Consider the following 25,674-nt stretch of genomic DNA (forward strand, 5'->3'; position numbering starts at 1 on the left):
GCGGGCGCGTCATACCTCCAGGGTGATTTCCGCACGCGGGGGGTAGATGGAGCTCTCCAGGAGTCCGGCCTCGACGGCACGCTCGATCGCCTCGCTGCGCGACGCGGCGCCGAGCTTTCGGTAGATCGCGACCGCTTCGCTCTTGACGGTGTTGCGCGTGATGAACAGCCGGGTCGCGATCTGCGGGAACGTGAGATGGGTGGCGAGGTAGGGAAGCAGCCGCAGCTCCGCGGCCGTCAGGCTCATCGCCCACGCGCCGGCCGACCCGGAGGTGGCGGCCACGCGCTCGTGTAGCTCCCGCGCCTCATCGACCAGGGAACCCAGATCCGGGCGCAGCTCGAGTACGCGCTCGGTCTCGGCGAGAATCGTGCGAGCGGCGCTCGCGTCGGCGAGCGCGAGGTGAGCGCGCGTGAGCTCGAGGCCGACTTCGACGGCCATCCAGGGCATCCCGTAGTCGAGCATCGGCCGCAGACGGTGCGCGCGCGCCAGCGCCGCGCGCGCCTCGTCGCGTCGCGCCTCGTGGAGGGCGACCCGCGCCGTCGCGGCATGCACGATCGCGGTGCCCGCGTAGTCACCGAGACCCTTCTCGTCGACGATTGCCTGTGCCGCCCGTGCGCGTTCGGCGGCCATGCCCCAGGCCCCGTGCTTGGCCGCGCGGAGCGCGATCAGTGCGTGGGCCACGGGGACATCGTCGCCCCTCGCGCCGAGAGCCTGCGAAGCAGCAATGGACGCGTTCAGGTCATCCAGCTCACGATCGGGTGCGCCGAGCAGCCCGTTCGCAACCCCTCGCATACGGAGCGCGCCGGCGATCCACCAACTTCCCGGTGGAAGCCGATCGAGCGCCAGGTCGGCGTCGGCGAGCGCGCGTCCGACACCGTTCCACATCATGTGCGCGCGCAACGTCGCGATCCATGGCTCGATCGTGGCGCTGCCATCCGCCAGAGGGCCCGTCGGGGTCGCCGCCTGTGCGAGCGCCAGCAACCGCTCAGCATCCTCGGGGCGCCCGGTCAGCACCCGGATCCACGCGCCGTAGACGGCGAGTGAAGGATGCCGCCCCAGCTCTTCCTCGCCGAACCACCCGAACCACTCCTCCGCGGTCTCCAGGCGGCCGTCGAAGTAGAGCGGAAGCATGACGCCCTCGAGCAAGCCCGCGACGGTGTCGGTCTCACCGGCGGCGTGCCCGTAGACGACCGCCGCTTCGGTGAGGTCGTTGGCGATGCACCACGCCATCGCGCGCGCGTTGAGCTCAGGCACCATGTGTGGCTCGCTGCGCTCGAGCTCGGTGCGGAGCAACTCGGCGAACAGGTGGTGGTAGCGATACCACCAGGCTCGCCGATCGAGCGGCACGACGAAACAGTTCGTCCGCTCCAGCGTCTCGAGCGTGCGCGCCGATCGAGTCGTCTGCAAGACGGCATCGCAGAGGCCGCCACACAGGTGATCCAGCACCGACGTGTACTTGAGAAATGTCGCTTCGGCCGCCGGCAGCCGGGACAGCAGCTCGAGGCGGAAATAGTCCGACACGTAGCGATCGTCGCCCCTGAAGCCCGTCGCGCTCGCCGAGCTCGGCGCGCCCGCCTGCAACGAGAGCGCGGCAAGGTACAGGCCTGCGGGCCAGCCTTCCGCGCGCGCGGTCAGGTCCGACAACTCGCCCGCGTCGAGCTCCACGCCCGCTGCCTCCAGCAGCGCTCCGGCTTCCTGCTCGTCCAGGCGGAGGTCGGCGACGCCGATCTCCAGCGCCCATCCCTGCGCCCGCCAACGGGCCAACGGGAGTGCCGGCTCCTCTCGGCTTGCGACGGCGATCTGCGAGCCGGCCGGCACGTACTCAAACAGCGCCCCGAGCACGTCCAGACACGACGGATTGGCGACGGCGTGCAGATCGTCGAGCACCAGCACCAGCGGGCGCTCGAGCTCGGCCAGCGCGCGCCCGAGCGCCGGGACGCGACGTGGCCAGATCTGTCCCGTTGAGCCTGACAGCGCGTCGAACACCGAGGGTGGGAGCCGGTGCACGCTGTGAATCGCAGCCGCGATGTAGCGCAGGAACAGGACGGCGTCGTCGTCTCGGCCGTCGAGTGCGACCCACGCGAACGGACGCGGATCGGCCTCGGCCCACCGGGCAAGCAGCGTCGTCTTGCCGTACCCGGCCGGCGCGACCACAGCCGCAAACGGCGCGGGCGACGCGCACAACCGCGCGACCACGTCGGCCTTCGCCACGGTGCCGGGCCGGATCAACGGCGCCGCGAGTTTGACCTCCATCAGGTCAAACGGCACGTCCAGGACGGGCATCGGTCAATGCTAGGTGGCCGCACACGAGCGCTGTGTCATCCCGATCGGGTGATACGAATGGCGCGAAATCGCCTGCGCGCGTTGCCGCCCGGCCGGCGATCTGAAAGCCCACCGGCAGGCGGTCGGAGAGCCCGTTGCGGCACCCGCGTCCCTTGCCCGGGTCGTCAGGCCCCGTAGCCGGCCAGCCCGAGGTCCAATTGCGCGTAGACGCGCTCGGCCTCGGCGCGCAGATCGCGCGCGACGTCGGCCGGATCCTCGCCCCCGATGAGGCGCCGCATCGCGGCCCGGAAGACCACCCGGTTCGCCCACACGAGCGACCGGACCGCCGCCGCGGCGATGAGGTCGTCCTCGTCGTCGGTGACCGCGGCGGTCAAGGTGGCCGCCTCAAGCTCCCAGGCCAGCATGAGCCGGCCGCGCAGCGCCGGCGAGGCGCGCACGAGCCGGGGGACGGTCATGGCCCGATCGACCTCACCGGCCTCGATGGCATCGAGGAACCGGAGTGTGTCGGCGAGGAACACGCGCGACAGCGGCGTGCCGGGCGACCGCAGGCGGATGGCCTCCGCGCGTTCGAAGAGCTTCTCCTCCGCGTTGGCGAAGACCAGGTCCTCCTTCGTGGCGAAGTAGTTGAAAACGGTCTTCTCGGACACGTTGGCGGCCACCGCCACGTCGACGACGGTCACCGCGTCGAAGCCGCGCTCGAGGAAGAGCGCGAGCGCCGCCGCCGCGATCGCGTCCCGGGTCTCCCGCTTCTTGCGCTCGCGCAGTCCTTCCATGAGAGCCCGGATTGTACATTTCTTTCAGTCGCTGTACTTTTACAGTCACATGATCGAAGTCAACGAACTACGGAAAACGTTCGGAGACGTCGAGGCCGTCCGCGGTGTCTCGTTCTCCGTCGAGCCTGGCGAGGTCTTCGGATTCCTCGGCCCCAACGGCGCCGGGAAGACGACGACGATCAACATGCTCTGCACGCTGGCGAAGCCCACCTCGGGCTTCGCGACCGTCGCCGGTCACGACGTCATGACCGCGCGCGACGACGTGCGCCGCCACATCGGCCTGGTCTTCCAGGACCCCACGCTCGACGGCTATCTGACCGCGGAGCAGAACCTCAAGCTGCACGCCGAGCTCTACGGCGTGGAACGCGCGCTGGTGCCCGGCCGCATGAAGCAGGTGCTCGAGATGGTCGGGCTCTATGACCGCAAGGACTCGGTCGTCGGCACGTTCTCCGGCGGCATGCGCCGGCGGCTGGAGATCGCGCGCGGGCTGATGCACTCGCCGCGGGTGCTCTTCCTCGACGAGCCGACCATCGGACTCGATCCGCAGACGCGCAGCTCGATCTGGCGCTACATCCACGAGCTGCGCGAGCGCGAGGAGATCACGATCTTCATGACCACGCACTACATGGACGAGGCCGAGTTCTGCGACCGGATCGCGATCATGGACCAGGGCGAGATCGTCGCCTTGGACACGCCCGCGGCACTGAAGGCCCAGGTGGGCGCGGATCGCGTCCGGATCGGCACCGAGGACAACGACGTGGCGATCGCCGCGTTGCGCGAGGCTTTCGGGCTGGACGCGACGGTCTCCGAGGGCGAGGTGACGTTCTACGTCGAGGAGGGCGCGCAGTTCGTCCCGCGCCTGTTCAACGAGCTCGACGTCGCGATCACGAGCGTGAGCGTCTCGCGGCCGAGCCTCGATGACGTCTTCATGTCGTTCACCGGTAAGACCATCCGCGACGCCGAGGAGGACTCCTCGAAGATGCGCAACCGGATCATGATGCAGATGGCGACGCGCCGATGAGCACCGTCGCCGACGTCGTTCGCGTCCACGTCCCGCAGCGCTCGTACAAGAGCGAGCTGCGCGCGATCAAGATCGTCTGGTCGCGCGAGCTGATCCGCTTCCGCAAGGACCGCATGCGGATCGTGACCTCGCTGATCCAGCCGCTGCTGTTCCTGTTCGTCCTCGGCTCCGGTCTGAACACCGTGGTCCAGGGCGACATCGACCTGCGGACCTTCATCTACCCCGGCGTGCTCTGCATCGCGGTCATGTTCACCGCGATCTTCAGCGCCGCGTCGATCGTCTGGGACCGCGAGTTCGGCTTCATGCGCGAGATGATGGTCGCGCCCGTCCGTCGCAGCTCGATCGTGATCGGCAAGTGCCTCGGCGGCGCGACCGTCGCGAGCCTGCAGGGCGTGATCCTGGTCGCGCTCGCCTGGGCCGTCGACGTGCCCTACAGCGTGGCGTTCGTCCTCGGCGTGCTCGGGATGATGCTGCTGCTGGCGTTCGCCATGACCGCGTTCGGCGTGATGGTCGCGGTCCGCATCAAGCAGATGCAGGCCTTCATGGGCGTCACGCAGATGGTCGTGATGCCGATGTTCTTCATCTCCGGCGCGCTGTTCCCCGTCAGCGGCCTGCCCGGCTGGCTCGCGGTCCTGAACCGCCTCGACCCGATCACCTACGCCGTCGACCCGATGCGCAAGCTCGTCTTCAGCCGCCTCGACGTCAGCGTCCCGGGCGTGACCTGGTTCGGCTGGCACGTGCCCGTCGCGCTCGAAGTGCTGATGGTCCTCGCACTCGGCCTCGTGATGCTGGGCATCGCGATCTGGGAGTTCTCTACGACGGAGTAAGTCGCCGGGCGTGCACGTCGAGTTGCTTGACCGACATGTGGCAAGAGTTACGATCCGGCACTGATGCGGCTGATGGGGACCGCCGTGCTGCTCGGAGCGTGCCTGCTGACGCTGCTGGTTCCCGCGGGCGCGTCCGCCGACCGGCCGTTCGCGGTCCGCTACACGGTCAACGACGCGGGCTCGATCACGTTCGCGGCGAACACGCTGATGACGTGCCCGGCCGCGGCGACCGGGTGCGCCGCCGCGCAGGCCGGGACCCAGGGCGGGACGCTGGGCAACAACAACGGGTACGCGATGACGCGCGTGGACGTCGACGGCGTGCCTGGAACGTTCGACTCGTCCTCGGCCGATCTGAGCCTGCCGGCGGATGCGCTCGTGCTGTGGGCCGGCCTGTACTGGGCCGGCGACACCGCGGCGGGCTCGGGCGGGGCCGCGGCGCCGAGCCCCGCGGCCAGGAACACGGTGAGCCTGCGCGCGCCCGGCGCGGGCGCCTACACCACGATCACCGCGCAGACCCTCGACACGAACGGCAGCCGCTTCAGCGGCTTCGCCGAGGTGACGGCTCAGGTCCGCGCGGCGGGGGTGGGCGCGTACACGGTGGCCAACGTGCAGGCCGCCACCGGCGAGGACCGCTACGCGGCCTGGGACCTGATCGTGGTCTACCGCGATGCGACCGAGCCGCCGCGCAACCTCACGGTGTTCGACGGGCTCGCGACCATCAGCCGCTCGACGCCCGCCGCGAGCGTCAGCCTGTCGGGCTTCACGACGCCTCCGTTCGGGCCGGTGCGCAGCACGGTCGGCCTGTGGAGCAGCGAAGGCGACCGCACCTCCACGGGCGACAGCGCGACGCTGAACTCGTCGCCGATCTTTGATCCGGCGAACCCCGCGGACAACGTGTTCAACTCGTCCATCAGCCGCTTCGGCGTCAACGTCACCGACAAGAACCCCAACTACGTCAACCAGCTCGGCTCGGACATGAACCTCTTCCGCGAGGACGGGGTGCTGGCCAACGGGGCGACCAGCGCGACGATCCGGCTCACGACCGGAGGCGAGACCTACTACCCGGCCGGTGCGTTCTTCACGACCGACATCTTCGCGCCGGAGATCCGGCCGGTGAAGTCGGTGGTCGACGTCAACGGCGGCGCCATCGAGCGCGGCGACCAGCTGGAATACACCGTCCGGCTGACGAATACCGGGCAGGACCCGGCCGTGAGCCTGCGGTTCTTGGACCCGATCCCCGCCCAGACGGCGTACGTGCCGAACAGCCTCGCGGTCACGCCCGTGACGTCGCCCGGGGGCGCCTGCGGCCTGTTCGTCGCGCAATCGGATGCCATCAACGACGGTCTGGCCGAGTACGACCCGGCCGCGGGACGGACGGTCTTCCGCCTCGGAACCGGCGCGAACGACACGCAGGGCGGGCGGCTCGAGCCCGGGCAGACCGCGTGCGCGCGCTTCCGGGTCGGGGTCGCGCCCGACGCCCAGCTGAGCAGCGCGATCGTCAACCAGGGCGCCGCGGCCTTCGTCGGGCTGACGCTCGGCACCCAGTTCCCCGAGGAGTTGTCGAACGCCACGACGAGCATCGTCGCCGGCGCCGACCTCGTGCCGGCCAAGACGCACGCGGGCGGGGTGTTCGTCGGCGGCCGGGCCTACAACTTCACGATCGGCGTCGCCAACGCCGGCAACCTCCCCACGACGGGCACCGTGACCGTCCAGGACCCGCTCGACCCGGCGCAGTTCTCCTCGGTCAACTCCGCCGCCGGCGCCGGGTGGGCGTGCACGATCGCCGCGAGCACCGTGACCTGCACACGCCCCGACCCGCTCCCAGCCGGGCAGTCGTATCCGCCGATCGTCGTCAACGCGACGGTCCAAGACCCCGCGCCGGCGACCGTCGTCAACACGGCGACCGTGTCCGGCGGCGGCGACAGCGACGACACCAACAACTCGGCGACCGACGCGGGCGGCGCGACGGCGCAGGCCGACCTGACGATCGCGAAGGCCGCGGACCAGCGCGTGGTGCCGGCCCGCGGCGAGGTCACCTTCACGTTGGACGTCCTCAACCGCGGCCCCTCGACGGCGACCGCCGCCCAGGTCACCGACACGCTGACCCCGAACTTCGCCGCACTCGAGGTGACCAGCGACCGCGGCACATGCACCACCGCGGTCGTCTGCACGCTCGGCGCAATGGCGCCGGGGCAGGCGGCGACGATCACGATCCGGGCGCGCGTCCTCGACGCCGCCGTCGCGTCCACCGTCACCAACGCCGCCACCGTCACGGACACCGGAACCAGCGAGGATCCCGCGCCGGGCAACAACCGCTCGGAGGTCGATCTCGACGTGCCGGTGAGCAGCGACCTACAGGTCGACAAGAGCTTCGCCCCGACGCCGAACCCGACCGCCGGCGACCTCGTGACCTACACGATCGCCGTGAGCAACGCCGGCCCGTCGACCGCCCACAACGTCTCCACCCGCGACGTTCTCCCGGCCGAGTTCTACGCGCCGGCGCCCGTCCCGACCGGCACCTTCACCGGCGGCGGCACCTGTGTCTGGTTGCCGTTGGTGCGCAACCTGCGCTGCGCCATCGACTCGCTCGCACCCGGCCAGACCGAGACGATCACGATCGTCGCTCGGCTGGCGCCGGACAGCCGCGGCAAGACCGTGCTCAACAACATCGGCGCGATCTCCGACTCGGTCGACCCGAACCCCGCCCTCGCGACCGACACCGTCTCCTTCGTGCCGATCCCCGCCGCCGACCTCGAGCTGACCAAGGCCGCGCCGCCCGACCCGGTGACGCCCGGCGGCGTGGCGCGCTTCACGTTCCAGGTCGCCAACCACGGACCGAGCTCCGCGCCGGACGTGATGCTCCACGACACCTTGCCCGACGGGCTCACGTTCGTCGCCGACACGGCCGGGGCGTGCTCGGCCGCAGGCCAGGCCGTCACCTGCGCGCTCGGCGCCCTGAGCGCCGGCGGCTCACTCGAGCTCGGCATCGACGTCCGCGTCGACCCGTCCAAAGCCGGGCAGACCGTGCGCAACACCGCGTCGATCGCCTCTGAGCCGGCCGACCCGGCGCTCGCGCCGGCGGAGGTCATCCCCTCGAGCAACTTCGACTCCGCCGCCCTGAGCGTCGCCCCACTCGTCGAGTCCACGCCGCCCGAGCCCGCGCCACCGGTGCCGGTCGCGGCGCCGGCTCAGCCGTCGCCCGCGCAGGTCGTCACGCAGTGCCCGTCGCTGCGGCGATTCACGATCAGGCTGCGAGAGCGAAAGGGGCGTGCCGTGCGGAGCGCCGCGATCCGCGTGAACGGACGCGTCGTCGCGATCATGCGCCGCCGCTCCGATCACCGTCTCGTCGCCGTCGTCGATCTACGCGGCCTGCCGAAAGGCACCTACCAGGTCGAGATCACCGCTCGCCTGCGCAACGGTCGCCGTGCCCGATGGGTGCGCTCCTACCGCACCTGCATCGACCGGCTCCCGCCATCGAACCACCTCACCGATCGCGGGGCGCTGTAGCCGCGAGCGCCCGGATGCGGGCGAGTTCTGCGCGCGCCGCCTGGGCGTCACCTCCGTCGGGATCGTCGGTGGCGGCGATCGCGGCTGCGAGTTCGGTCTCCGCGTCGAGGATGTGCCGGGCGTGGCGAGCGGCGGGCCGGCCGTGCTGCCGGCGGATGCGCTTGAGGTACTCCTTGCGGTCCTTGCTGCGCCCGGTCAGCGCGGCCAGTTCTTCGGCGGTGATCGTCCCGGCCTGGGTGTCCGGTGCGAGCAGCGTGTCGATCCAGGTGCGCTGGCGGCGGTCGGCGAAGCGCCAGACGAGCACGATCCCGAGCGTGCCGGCGATGACCGTGAACGGGATCGTGGCCGCGCCGACCGCGGCCACGGCGTCGAGCGAGCCGTGGAGGACCATGGCGACGGCGAGGAGGCCGGCCGCGACAGCGACGCGATGGCCGCGCGAGCGATCGGTGGCCCCGATCACGTAGCCGAGCCCGGCGCCCGCGATCGCGGTGTAGAGCGCGTGCGACCACGGACCCGTGGCGGCGCGCATGGCGAACACCGTGACGACGTCCTGAACGGGGCTGGCGCCGAAGTTGTTCAGGACGGCGTTGGACATGTACTGGAAGTTCTCGAAGACCTGAAACCCGAGGCCGGTGAACGCGCCGAGCAGCAGCCCGTCATACGCCGAGCGGACGTGGTTGCGCGCGAGCAGGAACAGCAGGATGAGGCCGACGTACTTCGAGCTCTCTTCGACGAACGGCGCGGTCAGCGGCGGTCCCCAGGAGGCGGCGAAATCGACGCCGAACAGCTTCGAGTAGATCGACAGCACCGCGGCGTTGCCGGGCAGGGCCATCACCCAGGTGGCGGCGAGCCCGCCCCACAAGAAGCCGAGCAGCGCGAGCTTGGCCGGCTCGCGCTCGTAGCGGTCGGCATGGGCGATGAACCACACGAACGGCAGCGTGAACAGCGTCAGCAGCGCGACCGAGAGCACGACCGCGGTGGGGTAGGCGCCGACGTCGCCGACCAGGCCGTAGAACGTGAACGCGCCACCCGCGACGAGAAAGGCGTAGACCCAGAAGGCGGGATTGCGCGCCTGCAGGATGCGGACGGGGTAGGCCCAGCCTGAAGCGCTGATCGCTTCCGCGCGGGCGGTGTCGGTCGGCATCATGGCCGTGCCGAGCCGGTGTCGAAGCGGATGCCGGCGATCATCTCGGCGACGTCGCGCGTGTGGCGCGTAACCGCGCCGACGGGGCCTTCGGCGATCGCGGTCACACCCGTGCCCTCGTGGGCGATGGCAAACAGCGCGCCGCTGAAATCACCGCCGTGGATCTCGGTCGCCGAACCGGGGAAACCTTGCCCGGACTGGAACGCCCGCGCATCGCCACGGGTCGTCCAGTCGTCGTCGTGACTCGTGACCTGCGCCAAGAGCTGTTCGGAGCTGCCGTCGAAGCGACCGCTCTGCACGGTGAAGCTGACGCCGTCGGCAAAGAGCTTCACGGACTGCGCGTCCGGGAACGGCGGCTCGTCATAGACCCACCCCTGCGCGGGCGAGAACGTCACGCCCCGGCTGAGCGACACCGTCGTCCCCGCAGGGATCTCGTCCTTGGAGATCGACTCGTCGATCGCCGGCATGACGACCGCCCACAACAGCGCCACCCCGACGACCGCGAGCAGCGCCGGCAGATACCGCCGGTCGAACACGCCCCACACGCGGTGCTCCACCGGCACGCGCTGCTGCAAGTCCCACGCTCCCACCGCACACCCCTACGTCCGCCGCCTCGGCAAAGGTACCGCCGCCGATTCCTTTGAGCGATCAGCGCGGTCTACATCGCCATGAGCCTTCCTTTGACCATGCGCGCCCTGCAGCAGACCTCGTTGAAGGGTCCGCAGGACGTACGTCTGATCACCGACGCACCGGTTCCGAGCCCTGGCGAGGACGAGGTCCTGATCCGGGTCACCGCCGCCGGCGTCAACTTCGCGGACATCTCGAAGTCCTATGGCGCGTTCCTGGGCGGCCCGCAGCCGCCGTACCTGGCGGGGTTCGAGGCCGCCGGCGAGGTCGTGGCGGCGGGTGAGGCGGTGACCGGCCCGCCACCCGGGACGCGCGTCATCGGCGTCGGGGACGGGGCGTTCGCCGAGTACATGGTCCTGCCCGCGGCGGCGGCGATGCCGGTGCCGCCCGGCTGGACGGCCGAGCAGGCGCTGGGTCTGGTCGTGAACTGGCCCACCGCGCTGGCCGCGCTCAAGCCCCTGGGCCGGATCGCCGCCGGGGAGACCGTGCTGGTTCACGCGGCGGCGGGCGCGACCGGCCAGGCCGCGGTGACCGTGGCCAAGCACTTCGGCGCGACGGTCATCGCCACCGCGTCGCCGGGCAAGCACGCGACGGTGCTGGCACTGGGCGCCGACCACGTCCTGGACTCCGTCGACGGCGACCTCGCCGCCGAGGTGCTGCGGCTGACGGGCGGCGCGGGTGCCGATCTGGTGCTCGAGTCGGCGGGCGGCGCCACGTTCCACGCCAGCCTCGCCGCGGCCAAGCGGGTCACCGGCCGGGTCGTCGTCTACGGCGTGGCCGGCGGCGAAGCCGCGATCACCAACTGGGAGCTGGTGTACAAGCACCAGGTCCAGATCATCGGGTTCAACCTCGGCGTGCTGATCGGCGCCGCACCCCAGATCTTCGGCGAGCTCATGGGCGAGCTGTCCGGCCTCATCGCCGCCGGCGTCCTCACCCCCGCTCGCCCCACGGCCTACGACTTGACGGACGGCCCGCGAGCCCTCGGGGAACTCCAAGCCCGCGCCACGATCGGCAAGCTGGCCCTGCTTCCCTAAGCACCCGATGGACGATCGGTTCACCGCCGAGACCGAGCGGTTCCGCCGGGAGCTGCTGGCGCACTGCTACCGGATGGTCGGCTCGGCGCACGACGCCGAGGACCACGTGCAGGAGACGTACCTCCGGGCATGGCGCTCCTACGGCGGCTTCGAGGGCCGTGCGTCGCTTCGCTCCTGGCTCTACACGATCGCCACCAACGTCTGCCTGACCGCGTTGGCGCCGCGCCGGATCCGGGTGCTGCCTTCCGGCCTGACCGGTCCTCAGGACGCGCCCGATCGTCCGCCGATGCAGGTCGCGCCGGGCGAGGTCTCCTGGCTGGAACCGTTCCCGGACCCGTGGACCGCCGCCGGCGGCGACGATCCGGCCGAGACGGTTGTCGCGCGCGAATCGCTCCGGCTGGCGCTGATCGCGAGCCTGCAGCACCTGCCCGCCCGCCAGCGCGCGATCCTGATCCTGCGCGAGGTGCTGGCGTTCTCCGCGGCCGAGACCGCGGACATCCTCGGCACCACGACGGTGGCGGTCAAGAGCGGCCTGCAGCGCGCCCGGGCACGGCTGGGCGAGCTGGAGGCGGCGCCCGAGGAGCTGCTCGAACCGACCGACCAGCGAGCGCGGGCGCTGCTCGACGGCTACATCGCGGCCTTCGAGCGCTCCGACGCGGGCCTGCTGGAACAGGTGTTGCGCTCGGACGCCCTGCTGGAGGCGACGCCGTTCCGCGACTGGCAGGCGGGCCGGGCGAACTGCATCCGCATGCTCGGCGCGTACGTGATGGGCGCGCCGGGCGACTGGCGGATGCTCGCGACCACCGCCAACGGCCAGCCCGCCGCCGTCGTGTACCACCGCGACGCGGACGGCACGCTGCAGGCCAACGGCATCGTGGTGCTCGCCCCAACGGCCACCGGCGTGTCGCGCGTGACCGCGTTTCACGCCGATCCGTCGCTGGTCACGATGTTCGGCTTCCCCGACGCTCTTTCCTAGCGTCGCCTGGGGTCAGCCGGCGCGCCTGCGTTTCGCGCGATAGAGCGCGCCGTCGGCGCGTGAGATCAGCGCTTCGAGGTCGTCGTCGTCGTTGAGCTCCGCAAGCCCGGCGCTGATCGATGCACCGTGGCGGAGCCCGTCGAGGGCGTGTTGGATCGCGGTGATGCGTGTGGTCGCGACGTCGAGCGTGGCGTCGGAAAGGGCGCAGACGAACTCGTCGCCGCCCCAGCGGACCACGACGTCGTAAGCGCGCATGATCGAAGTCGTGGCCGTGGCGACATCGCGCACGAGCGCGTCGCCGGCGGCGTGTCCGTCGACGTCGTTGACGTGTTTGAGGGCGTCAATGTCGATCACGGCCAGGATCAGGGGCCGCTGTGAGCGGCGCGAACGCGCGATCTCGCGCGTGAGGGCCAGCTCTCCTGTGCCGCGCCGGGACACGCCGGTGAGTTCGTCCAGGCCGGCATGGCGGCGGTCCTCGGCGGCTTGCCGGCGATCTGTGGCGGCCGCGACGCGGTCTGCGGCCGCCATGGCCCGCTCGTGCACGGAGCGCTCGTGCAGCGCGACGTCGACGGCCCCGCGATCACGTTCGGCGGCCGTCTTGTCGCGGGCCGCCGCGGTGAGATCGCGGGCCTGGGCCACGTGATCGCGCTGGTCTGCGGCGACCAGCCGATGCTCGGTCTCTCGCGATCGCATCGCGGCCGTGGAGCCGCGGTCCAGCGCGGCCGCGTCGCGCGCGAAGCGCGTGGCCTGATGCGTCCGAGCGGGCGGCGGGGCGGCCGCGGGCTGGTCGTCGTCAGCGGCGGGCTGATCGCGATCAGGCTGCCGCGGGTCGGCGTCGAAGTCGCGTTCGACGATCGCGAGGAAGGCGTCCAGAACGGCTGGGTCAAAGGCGGTGCCGCGGCCTGCGATGAGGTAGCGGATGACTTCAGCGTGCGGGAGCCGCGGACGGTAGACGCGGTCGCGGGTGAGCGCGTCGTAGACGTCGGCGACAGACGCGATGCGGCCGTCAAGCGGGATCTCCTCGCCGGCGAGGCCCCGTGGGTATCCCGCGCCGTCGTAGCGTTCATGGTGCGTCCACGCGATCTGGGCTGCGATCTGGAGCAGCTCTGACCGTGAGCCGGCCAAGATGCGGTAGCCGATCTCGGCGTGTAGCTGCATGGCGCTGCGCTCGGCACCGGTGAGCGGACCGGGTTTGAGCAGGATCTCGTCAGAGACGCCCACTTTGCCGACGTCATGCATCGGACTGGCCGTGCGCAGCAGGTCGCAGTGCTCGCGTGGAAGCCCGAGTTCTCGTGCGATCTGCCAGCAGTGCTCGCTCATGCGGGCGATGTGTGCGGCGGTGTCGACGTCACGCGCCTCGACGGCGACGCACAGTCGCCGGATCGTGTCCTCGCCCATGCCGCTCGGGTCGTCGGTCGCGGCGCGGCGATGCCGGAGCGCGCCGAGGACGGCGATCAGGACGTCGTTGATGCTGAACGGCTTGACGACGTAGCCGTAGGCGCCGATGCGCAACGCGCGGTCGGCGAGCGCGATGTCGTCGAGGCCGCTGACCATCAGCGCGGCCATGCGCTCGTGGCGCCGAACGGCGTCTTCGACGAGGTCCAGGCCAGATTCACCCGGCATCGCGACATCGCACACGATCAGGTCATAGGGCGCGCGCTGCAGCGCCTCGCGGGCGCTCGCGGCGTCTTCGGCGAGCGTGCAGCGATAGCCCTCGCGCCCGAGGATATGTCCGAGCAGCGCCCGCAGCCCCTCGTCGTCGTCGACGACCAGGATCCGCTCCCGGATCGGGCCGACGTCAGGCATGAGCGGCCACGAAGACGATGCCGTCCGCGGCGAGCCCCGGACACTGCTCATAACGCTCCGCAGGCGCGACCTGTACGCCGACAGGCGCACCAGGCGGGCGCATCTACCCAACATAGCCCGCCATGCGTCACTAATCAATAGACCCTGCAAGGACAAAGCTCGCGAGCCCCTCGGCGCGCTTTCTGGTGCGTCGTATAGTAAGGATTTCCACGCCGATCAAGGCCGTGGTTGCGAGTCGAGAGACGCTTGGTTTGAGCGCGTGGACGACACAGTCGTTGCCCGCGTTAACCGGCTCGACGCCTCCCGAGGAAGGAGCACGCGATGCTCGCCGAGGCGATCAAGGCCGGGATGGCCACAGGGCCGGACGGTCGATTGGGAGTGCTTCCGAAGACGCCTACGGGCATCAGCGGCTTGGACGAGGTGACGGGCGGCGGGCTGCCGCGGGGGCGTCCGACGCTGGTCTGCGGCCCTGCGGGGTGTGGCAAGACGCTGCTGGCGATGGAGTTCCTGGTGCGCGGGATCACGGAGTTCGACGAGCCGGGGGTGTTCGTCGCGTTCGAGGAGACGGCCGAAGATCTGATCGCCAACGTGGCGTCGATGGGTTTTGACCTCGCGAAATTCGAGGCCGACGGCCGGATGGTGATCGACCACGTCGCGATCGCCGGTGGAGAGATCGAGGATGCGGGGGAGTGGGACCTGGAGGGGCTGTTCGTGCGCCTCGGGGCGGCGATCGATGCGGTCGGTGCCAAGCGGGTGGTGATCGACACGATCGAGACGATGTTCGGCGCGTTCTCGAACACGGCCGTGCTTCGCTCCGAGTTGCGCCGGCTGTTCGGTTGGCTCAAGGACCGCGGCGTGACGGCGGTGATCACCGCCGAGCGCGGCGACGGGACGCTGACGCGCTACGGCATCGAGGAGTACGTCTCAGACTGCGTGATCGTGCTCGATCACCGCGTGTCCGAGCAGGCCTCGACGCGGCGGCTGCGCATCCTGAAGTACCGCGGCTCGCTGCATGGGACCAACGAGTACCCGTTCCTGATCGGTGAGTCGGGCATGTCGGTCCTGCCGATCACCGCGCACGGCTTGCAACACGGCGTCTGTACCGAGCGGGTGTCGACCGGCGTGCCGCGGCTTGACGCGATGCTCGGCGAGGGCGGTTTCTACAAGGGCAGCACGGTGCTCGTCAGCGGTACCGCGGGCACCGGCAAGTCGACGCTGGCGGCACAGTTCTGCGACGCCGCGTGCAGCCGTGGCGAGCGGACGATGTATTTCGCGTTCGAGGAGTCAGAGGCGGAGATCATCCGCAACATGGCCTCGGTCGGGATGGACTTGCGACGCTGGGTGGACGCCGGCCTGCTGCGGTTCCATTGCTTCCGTCCGACGCTCCTCGGCCTCGAGGCGCATCTGTTCGCGATGCAGAAGTACGTCCGCGAGTTCGACCCTGCCGTGATCGTCAAGGACCCGATCTCAGACCTCGTGCGTGTAGGGACCGGAGCGGACGTGTCCTCGATGCTGACGCGTCAGGTCGACTTCTTGAAGTCCAGGGGCGTCACGGCGCTCTTCACCAGCCTCAACCCCGAGGTGGCCACGGCCCAGGCGGACCAGCAGATCGCGTCGCTCGTCGACACGTGGCTGCGGGTCAAGACGATGGAGGGCAACGGCGAGCTCAACCGGGTCCTGTACGTGCTCAAGTCGCGCGGGGTGGCGAACTCCAACCAGATCCGCGAGTTCATGCTCACGAGCCACGGGATCGAGCTCGCCGACGTCTACGTCGGCCCGCAGGGGGTGCTCACCGGCTCAGCCCGCCAGGCCCAGGAGGCCCAGGAGACCGCGGAGTCAACCGCGCGGTCGGAGGACCTCGAGCAGCGCAAGCTCAACCTCGAACGCCGGCGCAAGTTCGTCGAAGCGCAGACCGGAATGTTGTGGCGCGAATTCGAGGACGAAGCCGCGGGCGTGGAGCGCCTGATCATCCACGGCTCGACGGGCGCTGACGATCGCGCCGGCCAGCGCGCCGCGCAGGGCCGGCTCCGTCGCGCCGACGCTGCCCTGCCGGGGCTCTTCGACCGCCCGAGCGACATCGTCGCCGGTGTGTCATGAGCGAGATCGATTCCGAGCTCGGCGTCATCGCGGACCGCGAGCTCTGGTGCCTGCGCTTGTATGTCGCCGGTCAGTCACCCAAGTCGCTGCGGGCGTTCGCGAACCTCAAGACGCTCTGCGAAGAGCATCTGCCCGGGTGCCATGAGATCGAGATCATCGACCTGATCGAGCAGCCGGCGCTGGCGCGCATCGACGACATCGTCGCGATCCCGACGCTCGTCCGCCGCCTCCCGATACCGCTACGCAGGATCATCGGCGACCTCTCAAACACAGAACGCGTCCTGATCGGACTCCACCTGCGGCCCGAGGCGCCGCTATGACCGCACCCCAACCGCCGTGCGGCGCCTTGACCCTCTACGTCAGCGGCGCTTCAAAGCTCTCGGCGCGCGCGATCGCCGACGCCACCGAATTGTGTGACGTCCTCCTGCGCGGCCGCTATGACCTGGCGATCATCGACGTGCACGAGAACCCCGCAGCCGTCGTGAGCAGCCAGGTGATCGCGGCGCCCACGCTGATCAGGAACCTGCCGCTGCCAGAGCTGAGGCTCGTCGGCGACCTCTCAGACACCGAGAAGGTCCTCGAGGCGCTCGAGCTTCCGACTGCAACGACCGTCGGCTAGGCGCCCCTTGCCCACTTCGCAGACAACACGCTCCGGCGCCGCGGGTCGGATGACGGCGGCCGAAGACGCGCTGCGCGCGATCGGCGCCGGCGAGGTCGACGCCTTCGTCGTCTCCGATGGCGGGTCGGACCCGCGCGTGTTCACGCTGTCGACCGCCGACCGGCCGTACCGGATCTTCGTCGAGAACATGCGCGACGGAGCCGCGACGCTCTCCTCGGGCGGCCTGATCCTGTACGCCAACCACCGCTTGGCCCAGCTGCTGTCATGCCCGCGCGAGGTGATCGTGGGATCCTCGCTCGCGCGATTCCTCGCCGGCGGCCTCCCGATCGCGCCGAAACAGCTCAAAGGTCCCGACGGGCTCGGCGCCACGCTCGAGCTCGATCTCCTCGACGACAACGGTGTCGCCGTATCCGTCCTGGTGGGCGCCTCGCCGCTCGACGTCGACGGCGACCAGCTCACCTGCCTGACCTTCACCGACCTGCGCGCCCAGAAGGCCCAGGAGCAGGAGATCGCGCGGCTCAGCCACGCGCAGGCCAAGCAGATCGCCGACGTTCGGCAGGAGTTCGCGCTCGACCTCGCGGAGTCCCAGAAGCTCGAAGCGCTGGGCGTGCTCGCGGGCGGCATCGCGCACGACTTCAACAACCTGCTGACCGTGATCCTCGGAAACGCCGGCGTGGCACTCAGCACCCTGGCCCCCGAGGCGCGCGAGCGTGGGCCGCTGGCGCAGGTCGAGCTCGCCGCGACCCGATGCGCCGAGCTGGCGCGGCAAATGCTGGCCTACTCGGGCAAGGGCAAATTCGTCGTCGAGATCCTCAACCTCGGCGAAATCTTGAGCGGCCAGGCCGAGCTCATCGAGGCCGCGGTCTCGAAGACGGCCGTCGTGGCGATCGAAGTCGCCCACGACACACCGATGGTCGAAGCCGACGCGACCCAGTTGCGCCAGGTGGTCCTGAATCTGATCACCAACGCCTCGGAGGCCATCGGGGACGCGACCGGGACCATCAGTGTCCGCTGCGGCCCGATCGACGCCGACCGGGCGTTTCTTTCCGACTACGACTTCGCCGGGCAACTTCCCGCCGGGAAATACGCGTTCTTCGAGGTCGCCGACACCGGCGCGGGAATGGACACCGAAACCAAGGAGAAGATCTTCGACCCGTTCTTCACCACGAAGTTCACGGGGCGAGGACTCGGCCTCGCCGCGGTCCAGGGGATCGTTCGCGGGCACGGCGGCGGGATGAAGGTCCGCTCGGCGCCGGGTCAGGGCACGGCGTTCACGCTCATCATCCCTGCGTCCAAGAAGTCCGCATCCCCGGCCGCACCCAGCGCCGCGCCCGTGATCGGACATACGATCGGCACCGTCCTCGTCGCCGAGGACAACGACGCGATCCGACGCATGACGGTGATGATGCTCGAGTCGATCGGGCTCACCGTCGTGTCCGCGTCCGACGGCGCCGAAGCGCTGCACCTGTTCGAGCAGCGCGCGGATGAGTTCGCGTTCGTGCTCCTCGACCTCATGATGCCCGGAATGAGCGGCGAGGAAGTCATAACGGAACTCGGACGCATCGGTACGGCGACCCCGATCGTTCTGACGAGTGGGTACGACGCGCAGGAACTCAGCCAGCGCTTCGTGGGGCGCGGCGTCGCGGCCTTCCTCCAGAAGCCATATCAGTTGAGCCAGCTGCGAGCGACCGTGCTCGAAGTACTCACGGCCCAGGTGCCCGGATAGAGCTGTAGCCTCCCGCCATGGGTCTTACGGAGGGCATTGAACGCACTGACGAGTTCCGCGTTGAAGGCGACCTGCTGACCGACGTGGACGGGACGTTGCCGCTGCCCGTCCTCTCGACGCCGGGCATGATCGGGATGATGGAGTGGGCGGCGACGAGCCTCGTCCGTGACGAGCTGCCGCCCGGCCACGCCACGGTCGGCTTCGAGGTCTGCATCAAGCACGTGGGCGGGGCGCTCGAGGGCGCCCTGTGCACCGTGACCGCGCATCTGCGCGAGGTGATCGAGGAGCGCAAGCTGCGCTTCGACGTCGAGGTCAAGGAAGGCGAGCGCACGATCGGGGTCGGCACGCACGAGCGGCGCGTCATCCCCGTTACCGGCTGAAGTCCTGGGCGCGATCTGCCGATACGCGCGCGTGTCGACGTCGATGCCGCGGGTCCTGTTGTCAGCCTGAAGGTTTTCCCGCTATTTGCCGATAAGTCGGGTCACTGCTCCCGACCGAAAGTGGCTCTTGCCACGAAAGGCAAACCAGCCGTGTCCAGCATCCCCGCATCTCCCGCTCGTAAGGCCCATCGTCGCCGTCTGACCGCGTGGCTCGCCTTCGGTGCGGTCGGACTCGCGACCGGCGCCGTCTGGGCGACCGGCTTCGCGTCGGGCTCCGGCGCCAACGGCACCACCGCCATCTCGCCGGCGCTGACGAAGACCGCGCCCTCGACCGCGACGTCCGCGCTCGCGTCCACGACGTCCGCGGTCACGCCGCTCGCGTTCGACTGGCAAGGTCGCTGGGGCTCGATCGCTGCTGACACGACGATGTTCAAGGTCGACCTCAGCGGGTTCGCGTTCGCGGGCAAGAGCTACAACCTCGCGGTCCTGCTGGCCAACACGTCGGACATGAGCGGCTGGGCCTCGATGCAGCTCAAGCTCGAGCGCGTCGACGTCGCCGCGTCCGGCAGCTGCACCGCGTCGGCCTTCGACGGCGCCCAGCACGCGAAGGTCCTCAACTTCGACGACGAGGACGCGGGCGTCTACTGGAACGCCGTCCCGGGTGACGCGGTCTACTGCCTCGGGCTCGCCGCGAGCACGGGCGACGACGCCGCCGGGACGTTCCTGCGCGCCGCCCAGGACACGCCGCCGACGGCGTTCCCGACGTTCATCACCACCGTCGACCGCGCGTCGTAGGACGCTCCGGCCGGGGCGGGCGTGTGCCTGCCCCGGCTGATTGACCGCCGTACCCCTCCCTCCAGCCATGCCGCCGACCGTCCTCCTCGCAGATCCCGCCATCCGGCTCGCCGGCGTGCGGACCGCTGGGCGTCGCGCCGCCGTCGTGCGGCGACGGCCGGTGCGCTGGGGGCGCGTGTTGATCGGCGCGCTGCTCACGGCGGTCGTGCTCGGACTCGCGTTCCTGCACACGTGGCCGCCGCTGGCGACGGTGATGTCGGGCAGCATGGCGCCGACGATCGACACCGGTGACGTCGTCCTGCTCAAGCGCCTGGATCGGCCGGCGCGTGTCGGCGACATCGTCTCCGTCTCGGTCCCGGACGAGGCGCGCACCCGCTTCGGCTACCCGCCCGTGGTCATCCACCGCATCGTCGTGATCGCGCGCGACGGCGCGATCACGACCAAGGGCGACGCCCACCGGACCCCCGATCCGTTCTCCGTCCCGAGCACGGCGGTGACGACGCGGGTCTTCGCGACCGTCCCGGCCGCCGGCCGCATCGTCGCCTTCCTCGGCAGCACGCTCGGCCTACTCTGGCTCGCGGCGGGCGGCGCACTGCTGCTCGGCCTGCCGCTGCTCGACCGCTACCGCGACGCCCAGCGCCGCGACATGGACGAACGCGAGACCCTGCAGTCCGCGCTCGAGGCGATCACGGACGAGCTGGAGCGTGCGCGAGAGGCTCGCGGGCGCGAGGCCGAGGAGCTTGCGCGGACCCGCGCGGCGCGCGAGCGTGAGACGGAGGAACTGGCGCGCACGCGCGAGGCAGCCGACCGCGAACTGGCGACGCTCGCCGCCGAGTTGCGACGCACCCAGGAAGCGCGCGAGCGCGAGACGGAGGCGCTCGCCGCGGAGCTGGCGCGAACCCGCGAGGCGCGTGACCTCGAGGTCGCGGAGGCCAAGCACGAGCTCCGGCTCGTCACCGCCGCGTTCAACGTCCGCCTGCTGCAGTTGCCGGCGCAGATCGAGCGCGCCATCGCCGAGGCGTTCGCCGCCGCGGGGCAGGTGCCGCCTCCCCCGCCGCCGATCGCGCCCGCCCCGCCCGTGCCCACGCCCGATCCCTTCGCCCGCCGCTTCGTCGCCGCATCCCAGTTCACTCCGACGCCAGACCTGTTGGGCGCGCTCAAACCGGCGCCACCTCCGCTCCCATGGGATGCACCTCCATCAGGTGCGGCGGCCGCGAAGGTTTTCGCCACGTAGGTGTCGATCGGGGCGGGGCCCGTTCGTCTTAACCGCGATCATCCGGCAAGACGAAGGAGGCACCGCCATGAAGTACATGATGCTGATCCACCAGGGCACGACCCCGACGCCGCAGGACCCGGAGGCGTGGGGGAAGCTCTCCAAGGAGGAGCAGGGCGCGGTGTTCGCCGCGTACCAGCAGCTCAACGAGACGCCCGGCGTGACCACGGGCCACGGGCTGCAGTCGCCGGAGACCGCGACCACGGTCCGGGTACAGGACGGCAAGACGCTGACGACGGATGGGCCGTTCGTGGAGCTCAAGGAGGCGCTCGGCGGCTACTTCATCTTCGACGGCGAGGACCTCGACGCCGCGATCGCGGTCGCGGCCAAGGTGCCCGCGGCGAGCATGGGCGGCGGGATCGAGATCCGCCCGATCCAGGAGTGGTAGCGATCCTCGATCGCGTCTTCAGGGAGCAGCGGGGGCAGATCCTCGCCGCGCTGATCGGCTTCCTCGGCGATTTCGACCTCGCCGAGGAAGCCGCCCAGGAGGCGTTCGCGGTGGCGGCCGAGCGCTGGCCGAAGGAGGGCGTTCCGTCCGCGCCGGCCGTCTGGATCATCACGACCGCCAAGCGCCGCGCGATCGACCGCATCCGCCGCGACCAGACGCTCGCGGTCAAGACCCGCCTGCTCGAGCTGCCGCCCGAGGGCGTGGAGGACGAGATGGACGAGACCACCTTCCAAGACGAACGGCTCGAGCTGATCTTCACGTGCTGCCACCCCGCGCTCGCCACCGACGCGCAGGTCGCACTCACGCTGCGCACGCTCGGCGGGCTCACGACCCCCGAGATCGCCCGCGCCTTTCTCGTCCCCGAGCCCACGATGGCCCAGCGACTCGTCCGCGCCAAGAAGAAGATCAAGGCCGCCGGCATCCCGTTCCGCGTGCCGCCGGATCATCTCCTGCCGGACCGCCTGAACGCCGTGCTGGCCGTCGTCTACCTGATCTTCAACGAGGGCTACAGCGGCCGCAACGACCTCGCGGCGGAGGCGATCCGGCTCGGCCGCGCGCTCGCCGAGCTGATGCCCGACGAGCCCGAGGTCCACGCGCTGCTGGCCATGATGCTGCTGCACGACTCGCGCCGTGGCGCCCGCTTCGACGCCGACGGTGAGCTCGTGCTGCTCGCCGACCAGGACCGCTCGCGCTGGAACGCGACGCTGATCGCCGAGGGCAAGGCCCGGCTGGACCGCGCGCTCGCCCTGCGCGGCCGCGGTCCGTACGTCCTCCAGGCCGCCATCGCCGCGCTGCATGCCGACGACGAGCCGGACTGGAGCGAGATCGCCGCGCTCTACGGCGAGCTGGCCCGGCTCACCGACTCGCCGGTGGTCGAGCTGAGCCGCGCCGTCGCGGTCGCGGAGGCCGAAGGCCCCGAGCACGGCCTCGCGCTCGTCGACGCGCTCGACCTCGACGACTACCGCTACCTGCACTCCACGCGCGCCGAGCTGCTGCACCGCCTCGGCCGGACGGCCGACGCCCGCGACGCCTACCGACGCGCGCTCACGCTCGTCCACGACGGCGCCGAACGCCGCCTGCTGGAGCGAAAGCTCGCCGAGCTCTAGCTCGGGGGGTGGAGCCCTTGCTCCGTGCTCTGGAGGCTGCCCCGGAAGTCGGAGATCCAGGTCCCGGTCTCGGCGGCGACGACGTCATTGACGTCGGCCACGAGCTTGCGCGCCAGCCCGAGCAGCACCGCGACCTCCGCGTCGGTCGGCGGGCTCGCCGTGCGCGTGCGCTCGATGTTCCACGCGTACTCGAACTCCTGGCGCAGGTTGGCGATCTGGGTCTCCGCGGTCATGTACCGCATCCAGGCGTTCGACGCCCCGAGATAGCGATCGACCGCGATCAACGCCGCGGCGATCACGAGGGCGACGGACGCCCAACCGGGCGCGAACGCCGGCTTGTCGCCGGTTGTGAAGATCTCCGACAGGATCGGCAGCAACGCCGCAGCCGTCCCGAGCAGCAGCGCCAACACCCGCAACACCCGCCCGGCCACGCGCTTCGGTGGACGATTCGCCGCGTACCAGCGCTCACTCGCGACGGCGAGGCCCTGAGCGTGGACGTAGACCTTCGACAGCGACGCAGCCCGTTCGGCGGCCCCCCAGTCGAGCTCAGGAAGATCGGAGCGTGCGATGTCGCCTGACACGAGCGGCAGTCTGACGCGCTTCGCCGCTGTAACCAAGTTCTCATACAAACGTGCGGATCGGCACGAAGCGCGATACGATCCGCTGCATGGAACCGAACCGGTTCGACGATGTCGACACCCGGATCGTGGAGGAGCCCGCGGAGCGAGTCGCGCCGCGGCGCCGGTGGCGGGTCGGCCCCGCCGTGCTGGCGCTGACGGCGGCGCTCTCGTTGACGGGCTCGCTGGCGGCAGGCGCATCGGCGCTGACCAGCACCGCTCAGGCACCGACGGTCCAGAAGTCTGGGCACGTCGCGAAGCAGGGCCAGCGGTGGGGTCACCGTCACGGGCTGTGCGACAAGGACGACCAGAGCCGTTCGGCTCCGGCCGCCCTGAGCTACTGACTCCTAGGGATTCGTCGTCGACAACGTGAAGGTCAGCGTCCGCGTGTAAGCGCCGGTGCGGAGCGCGTCGGTGGCGCCGATGTGCTGGCGGAACGTGATCGCGACCGCCGCGTTGGACACCGGGCCGGTCCAGGTCGCGGGCGCGATCTCCACCCGCAGCGTCTCTGGCAGCGCGAACGTGCCGTTCATCAGATGGCCGGGATCGCTCACGGTCAGCGCGGCGTCGCCGGCGGTGCTGATGACGTTCGCGGTGGTCGCGGCCGTGTACTCGCGGTCGACGCCGGGCGTGAACGCGCCGAACGTCGCCGGCGCGCCCATCGTCAGTGAGAGCGTGGCGCCGACGGTGCCGCCCGCGCTCCCGCCCGCCTCGGTCACGTAGTCGCGGGCGAGCTTGTCACCCGCCGGCACGAGCTTCGCCGCCGGCGTGGCGACGGTCACGCCGTTGCCGAGGTTGCTGCCCGGCGCGTCGACCACCGGCAGCCGCAGCTGCAGCGCGGACACGCCGATCGACTGCTGCGGCGCCGCCGAACCGGGCGTGCGCAGGTACGTCGAGTCCTGGGCGAGCAGCTCGAGCTTGAGCACGTGGCCCGGCTGGACCGTCCAGGCCTGCGGGTGCAGCTGGAAGACCTGCTGCGTCGGGCCGGCACCCGCGCCCACCGGGCGCTGCACGCCGCGCGCGATCAGCCGCTGGGTCGCGCCGTCGACGTCGTAGAGCCGCGCCGCGACCATGTCGTTGGCGCCCTTGACGTCCAACGTGGCCACGATCGTGGGCGAACCGGCGAGCGTGTAGGCGGTGGTCGCCGCCGGGACCTTGTAGGTCGCGGCGCTCGCGTTGTCCGCGCTCGCCGTCGTCGTGCAGACGTCGCCGGAGGTGAACGCGTTGCTCGGCGCGGTGCCGGGTGCGACGATCGTCTGCGCCGCGCCACCGTCGAGCCGGATCTCCCCCGGCGCGAGCAACGCCCAGGACGCGGCGTGGTAGCGCGTGCCCGCCCCGCTGACCGGGCACTTGGAGGTGAGGATGTCGACGCCGCCGCGCGCATCCGCGGGCTCGGACCCGACGCCGCGCACGTAGTAGTCCAGCCACGCGTTCTCGGCGACCGTGAGCGCGGCACGGTCGGCCGCGGAGATCGCGCCGGCGCGCGGGCTGTGGCCGAAGTCGAGGTGGAACATCGAGATCGGCGCGTTCGGGTACTTCGCGCGGACCTTGTTGTAGTAGCGCAGCGACTCGTCGACCGGGAAGAGGTCGTCGTTCCAGCCGTTCGCCAGCAATGCGGGCGCGGGAGCGACGCTGTCGTCGATGGAGAAGGCCGAGTGGTTCGCGGTCAGTTCGCTCACCATGTCCGCCGCGGCGGAGACGCCGTCGAACGGCCCACCGGTGTCGGTCAGGTTCTTCCAGCCCGTGATGTCGGCGCTGGAATCCGTGCCGACCGGTGCGTAGAAGCCGGCCAGCGCGCCACCGAGGTAGAGCGTGGTGTTCCAGCTCTGCTTCTGCACGCCGACGCGATGGCCGCCGCTCAGGTAGGACGCGTTGGCGACGTAGTCGAGGTTGCTGCCGTTGGGCGTCAGCGCGTAGGCGATGTCGCTCCACGTGTACTCCGGCACCGTCGCGGCGATCGTCATCGGCTTGCCGAGCGGGCTCGTCCAGGGCACGAGCGTGCCGTTGGGCAGCTGCGTGCGGTTGCGCAGCGCGCCGAGCGCGATCGACATGCCGCCGCCGTAGGACCCGCCGGTGGCGCCGATCTTCGCCGGATCGACGACGCCGTCGTCGGCGAGCTGGCCGAGCGCGTACTGCGCGTCACGCACCTCGTAGCCGTTGTGCATGAGGTGGATGTAGCCCTTGCCGACGCAGCGCGCGTCGGTGCGCATCGCCGCGCCGCAGGAGGCGCCCCAGCCGCGGTCGGTCATCGTGAACACGGCGTACCCGCGGGTGAGGGCGCGCTGGGCGTCGGTGCCGTTCAGCGCGAGCTTCGACCCGCCCCACCCGTGGTAGATCCCGATCACCGGCCACGCGCCGTCCGGCGCCGCCTCCGGCGGGAACCCGACGTTGACGTCGAGCGGGATCCCGTCCCAGGACAGGATCGAGCCGCTACAGAACCGCTGCCCGTTCGCCTGGACGGTGCAGTTGAGCGGCGTGGTGGTCTTCGTGAAGACCTGCGAGATCGCGGCGTCCGCCGACGGCGTCGCGATCAGCCCGGCGGCGATGACCGCGACCGCGGACAGCTTCCTGCGCATTTGAGACCCTCCTCCTCCGTGAACCCGCCGCCAATGACA

22 protein-coding genes are annotated in these 25,674 nt (G+C 70.7%); 15 read left to right on the forward strand and 7 right to left on the reverse strand.

Annotated elements, in window-relative coordinates; all coding sequences use genetic code 11:
• Positions 1 to 9 precede the first annotated feature (9 nt).
• The gene (locus OM076_RS16420) at positions 10 to 2,283 is read right to left on the reverse strand and encodes a winged helix-turn-helix domain-containing protein (RefSeq protein ID WP_270041093.1); all 2,274 of its coding nucleotides are present in this window, start codon (positions 2,281 to 2,283) and stop codon (positions 10 to 12) included.
• 164 nt (positions 2,284 to 2,447) lie between these two features.
• Positions 2,448 to 3,056, reverse strand: coding sequence for a TetR family transcriptional regulator (locus OM076_RS16425; RefSeq protein WP_270041095.1), 609 nt, complete (start codon positions 3,054 to 3,056; stop codon positions 2,448 to 2,450).
• Positions 3,057 to 3,105: 49 nt separating this feature from the next.
• Here OM076_RS16425 and OM076_RS16430 point away from each other — a divergent pair, with 49 nt between their 5' ends.
• The 3 genes from OM076_RS16430 to OM076_RS16440 all read left to right on the forward strand — a co-directional run bounded on the left by OM076_RS16430 (position 3,106) and on the right by OM076_RS16440 (position 8,411).
• Positions 3,106 to 4,077 (forward strand): ATP-binding cassette domain-containing protein, encoded by a 972-nt coding sequence (locus OM076_RS16430; protein ID WP_270041096.1) that lies wholly within the window; start codon positions 3,106 to 3,108, stop codon positions 4,075 to 4,077.
• Positions 4,074 to 4,904, forward strand: a complete 831-nt coding sequence (locus OM076_RS16435; protein ID WP_270041098.1) for an ABC transporter permease — start codon at positions 4,074 to 4,076, stop codon at positions 4,902 to 4,904. The genes OM076_RS16430 and OM076_RS16435 overlap by 4 nt, the downstream gene beginning before the upstream one ends.
• A 63-nt stretch (positions 4,905 to 4,967) precedes the next feature.
• Complete coding sequence (locus OM076_RS16440) at positions 4,968 to 8,411, forward strand: hypothetical protein (RefSeq protein WP_270041099.1); 3,444 nt, start codon at positions 4,968 to 4,970, stop codon at positions 8,409 to 8,411.
• Here OM076_RS16440 and OM076_RS16445 read toward each other — a convergent pair.
• Together OM076_RS16445 and OM076_RS16450 are read right to left on the reverse strand one after the other, a co-directional pair.
• Positions 8,389 to 9,558, reverse strand: coding sequence for a PrsW family intramembrane metalloprotease (locus tag OM076_RS16445; RefSeq protein ID WP_270041101.1), 1,170 nt, complete (start codon positions 9,556 to 9,558; stop codon positions 8,389 to 8,391). The two genes, OM076_RS16440 and OM076_RS16445, sit on opposite strands and share 23 nt — an antisense overlap.
• Complete coding sequence (locus tag OM076_RS16450) at positions 9,555 to 10,145, reverse strand: hypothetical protein (RefSeq protein WP_270041102.1); 591 nt, start codon at positions 10,143 to 10,145, stop codon at positions 9,555 to 9,557. The genes OM076_RS16445 and OM076_RS16450 overlap by 4 nt, the downstream gene beginning before the upstream one ends.
• 78 nt (positions 10,146 to 10,223) lie before the next feature.
• On the opposite strand from OM076_RS16450, the gene OM076_RS16455 reads away from it, so the two are divergent.
• Entirely contained in the window at positions 10,224 to 11,216 is a 993-nt protein-coding gene (locus OM076_RS16455) for a zinc-binding dehydrogenase (protein WP_372518048.1), read from the forward strand.
• A gap of 7 nt (positions 11,217 to 11,223) precedes the next feature.
• Positions 11,224 to 12,192 (forward strand): RNA polymerase subunit sigma-70, encoded by a 969-nt coding sequence (locus OM076_RS16460; RefSeq protein WP_270041105.1) that lies wholly within the window; start codon positions 11,224 to 11,226, stop codon positions 12,190 to 12,192.
• A 12-nt stretch (positions 12,193 to 12,204) separates the two neighbouring features.
• Here the strand turns inward: OM076_RS16460 and OM076_RS16465 are convergent, their stop codons facing one another.
• Entirely contained in the window at positions 12,205 to 13,998 is a 1,794-nt protein-coding gene (locus OM076_RS16465; RefSeq protein ID WP_270041107.1) for an HD domain-containing phosphohydrolase, read from the reverse strand.
• A gap of 321 nt (positions 13,999 to 14,319) precedes the next feature.
• Here OM076_RS16465 and kaiC point away from each other — a divergent pair, with 321 nt between their 5' ends.
• The 9 genes from kaiC to OM076_RS16510 all read left to right on the forward strand — a co-directional run bounded on the left by kaiC (position 14,320) and on the right by OM076_RS16510 (position 22,442).
• The gene (gene kaiC, locus OM076_RS16470; protein WP_270041109.1) at positions 14,320 to 16,095 is read left to right on the forward strand and encodes a circadian clock protein KaiC; all 1,776 of its coding nucleotides are present in this window, start codon (positions 14,320 to 14,322) and stop codon (positions 16,093 to 16,095) included.
• On the forward strand, positions 16,092 to 16,415 hold the full coding sequence (locus OM076_RS16475; protein ID WP_270041110.1) for a circadian clock KaiB family protein: 324 nt from the start codon (positions 16,092 to 16,094) through the stop codon (positions 16,413 to 16,415). The genes kaiC and OM076_RS16475 overlap by 4 nt, the downstream gene beginning before the upstream one ends.
• Entirely contained in the window at positions 16,412 to 16,714 is a 303-nt protein-coding gene (locus OM076_RS16480) for a circadian clock KaiB family protein (protein WP_270041112.1), read from the forward strand. The genes OM076_RS16475 and OM076_RS16480 overlap by 4 nt, the downstream gene beginning before the upstream one ends.
• A gap of 49 nt (positions 16,715 to 16,763) precedes the next feature.
• A complete protein-coding gene (locus OM076_RS16485) occupies positions 16,764 to 18,440 on the forward strand; it encodes a hybrid sensor histidine kinase/response regulator (RefSeq protein WP_270041113.1) in 1,677 nt (558 codons plus the stop codon).
• 17 nt (positions 18,441 to 18,457) lie between these two features.
• Positions 18,458 to 18,820 carry a thioesterase family protein gene (locus tag OM076_RS16490; RefSeq protein ID WP_270041114.1) on the forward strand — a complete coding sequence of 121 codons (363 nt, stop codon included), beginning with the start codon at positions 18,458 to 18,460 and terminating at the stop codon, positions 18,818 to 18,820.
• Between the two features lie 150 nt (positions 18,821 to 18,970).
• On the forward strand, positions 18,971 to 19,615 hold the full coding sequence (locus OM076_RS16495) for a hypothetical protein (RefSeq protein WP_270041116.1): 645 nt from the start codon (positions 18,971 to 18,973) through the stop codon (positions 19,613 to 19,615).
• A gap of 67 nt (positions 19,616 to 19,682) precedes the next feature.
• Positions 19,683 to 20,849 (forward strand): signal peptidase I, encoded by a 1,167-nt coding sequence (locus tag OM076_RS16500; protein WP_270041119.1) that lies wholly within the window; start codon positions 19,683 to 19,685, stop codon positions 20,847 to 20,849.
• A gap of 67 nt (positions 20,850 to 20,916) precedes the next feature.
• The gene (locus tag OM076_RS16505) at positions 20,917 to 21,276 is read left to right on the forward strand and encodes a YciI family protein (protein WP_270041121.1); all 360 of its coding nucleotides are present in this window, start codon (positions 20,917 to 20,919) and stop codon (positions 21,274 to 21,276) included.
• A gap of 2 nt (positions 21,277 to 21,278) precedes the next feature.
• A complete protein-coding gene (locus OM076_RS16510; RefSeq protein WP_270041295.1) occupies positions 21,279 to 22,442 on the forward strand; it encodes an RNA polymerase sigma factor in 1,164 nt (387 codons plus the stop codon).
• Here OM076_RS16510 and OM076_RS16515 read toward each other — a convergent pair.
• On the reverse strand, positions 22,439 to 23,023 hold the full coding sequence (locus OM076_RS16515; RefSeq protein WP_270041122.1) for an SLATT domain-containing protein: 585 nt from the start codon (positions 23,021 to 23,023) through the stop codon (positions 22,439 to 22,441). The genes OM076_RS16510 and OM076_RS16515 overlap by 4 nt on opposite strands.
• 86 nt (positions 23,024 to 23,109) lie before the next feature.
• Here OM076_RS16515 and OM076_RS16520 point away from each other — a divergent pair, with 86 nt between their 5' ends.
• On the forward strand, positions 23,110 to 23,403 hold the full coding sequence (locus tag OM076_RS16520; RefSeq protein ID WP_270041123.1) for a hypothetical protein: 294 nt from the start codon (positions 23,110 to 23,112) through the stop codon (positions 23,401 to 23,403).
• 3 nt (positions 23,404 to 23,406) lie between these two features.
• On the opposite strand, the gene OM076_RS16525 is transcribed toward OM076_RS16520, so the two are convergent.
• The gene (locus OM076_RS16525; protein ID WP_270041124.1) at positions 23,407 to 25,635 is read right to left on the reverse strand and encodes an acetylxylan esterase; all 2,229 of its coding nucleotides are present in this window, start codon (positions 25,633 to 25,635) and stop codon (positions 23,407 to 23,409) included.
• Positions 25,636 to 25,674: the final 39 nt, after the last annotated feature.

This window comes from Solirubrobacter ginsenosidimutans, assembly GCF_027587205.1.

Bases quoted from the DNA above. Each gene is read 5' to 3' on its own strand.
- OM076_RS16420 (WP_270041093.1), bottom strand. From the start codon at position 2,283: ATGCCCGTCCTGGACGTGCCGTTTGACCTGATGGAGGTCAAACTCGCG.
- OM076_RS16425 (WP_270041095.1), bottom strand. From the start codon at position 3,056: ATGGAAGGACTGCGCGAGCGCAAGAAGCGGGAGACCCGGGACGCGATC.
- OM076_RS16430 (WP_270041096.1), top strand. From the start codon at position 3,106: ATGATCGAAGTCAACGAACTACGGAAAACGTTCGGAGACGTCGAGGCC.
- OM076_RS16435 (WP_270041098.1), top strand. From the start codon at position 4,074: ATGAGCACCGTCGCCGACGTCGTTCGCGTCCACGTCCCGCAGCGCTCG.
- OM076_RS16440 (WP_270041099.1), top strand. From the start codon at position 4,968: ATGCGGCTGATGGGGACCGCCGTGCTGCTCGGAGCGTGCCTGCTGACG.
- OM076_RS16445 (WP_270041101.1), bottom strand. From the start codon at position 9,558: ATGATGCCGACCGACACCGCCCGCGCGGAAGCGATCAGCGCTTCAGGC.
- OM076_RS16455 (WP_372518048.1), top strand. From the start codon at position 10,224: ATGAGCCTTCCTTTGACCATGCGCGCCCTGCAGCAGACCTCGTTGAAG.
- OM076_RS16460 (WP_270041105.1), top strand. From the start codon at position 11,224: ATGGACGATCGGTTCACCGCCGAGACCGAGCGGTTCCGCCGGGAGCTG.
- OM076_RS16465 (WP_270041107.1), bottom strand. From the start codon at position 13,998: ATGCCTGACGTCGGCCCGATCCGGGAGCGGATCCTGGTCGTCGACGAC.
- kaiC (WP_270041109.1), top strand. From the start codon at position 14,320: ATGCTCGCCGAGGCGATCAAGGCCGGGATGGCCACAGGGCCGGACGGT.
- OM076_RS16475 (WP_270041110.1), top strand. From the start codon at position 16,092: ATGAGCGAGATCGATTCCGAGCTCGGCGTCATCGCGGACCGCGAGCTC.
- OM076_RS16480 (WP_270041112.1), top strand. From the start codon at position 16,412: ATGACCGCACCCCAACCGCCGTGCGGCGCCTTGACCCTCTACGTCAGC.
- OM076_RS16485 (WP_270041113.1), top strand. From the start codon at position 16,764: ATGACGGCGGCCGAAGACGCGCTGCGCGCGATCGGCGCCGGCGAGGTC.
- OM076_RS16490 (WP_270041114.1), top strand. From the start codon at position 18,458: ATGGGTCTTACGGAGGGCATTGAACGCACTGACGAGTTCCGCGTTGAA.
- OM076_RS16500 (WP_270041119.1), top strand. From the start codon at position 19,683: ATGCCGCCGACCGTCCTCCTCGCAGATCCCGCCATCCGGCTCGCCGGC.
- OM076_RS16505 (WP_270041121.1), top strand. From the start codon at position 20,917: ATGAAGTACATGATGCTGATCCACCAGGGCACGACCCCGACGCCGCAG.
- OM076_RS16520 (WP_270041123.1), top strand. From the start codon at position 23,110: ATGGAACCGAACCGGTTCGACGATGTCGACACCCGGATCGTGGAGGAG.
- OM076_RS16525 (WP_270041124.1), bottom strand. From the start codon at position 25,635: ATGCGCAGGAAGCTGTCCGCGGTCGCGGTCATCGCCGCCGGGCTGATC.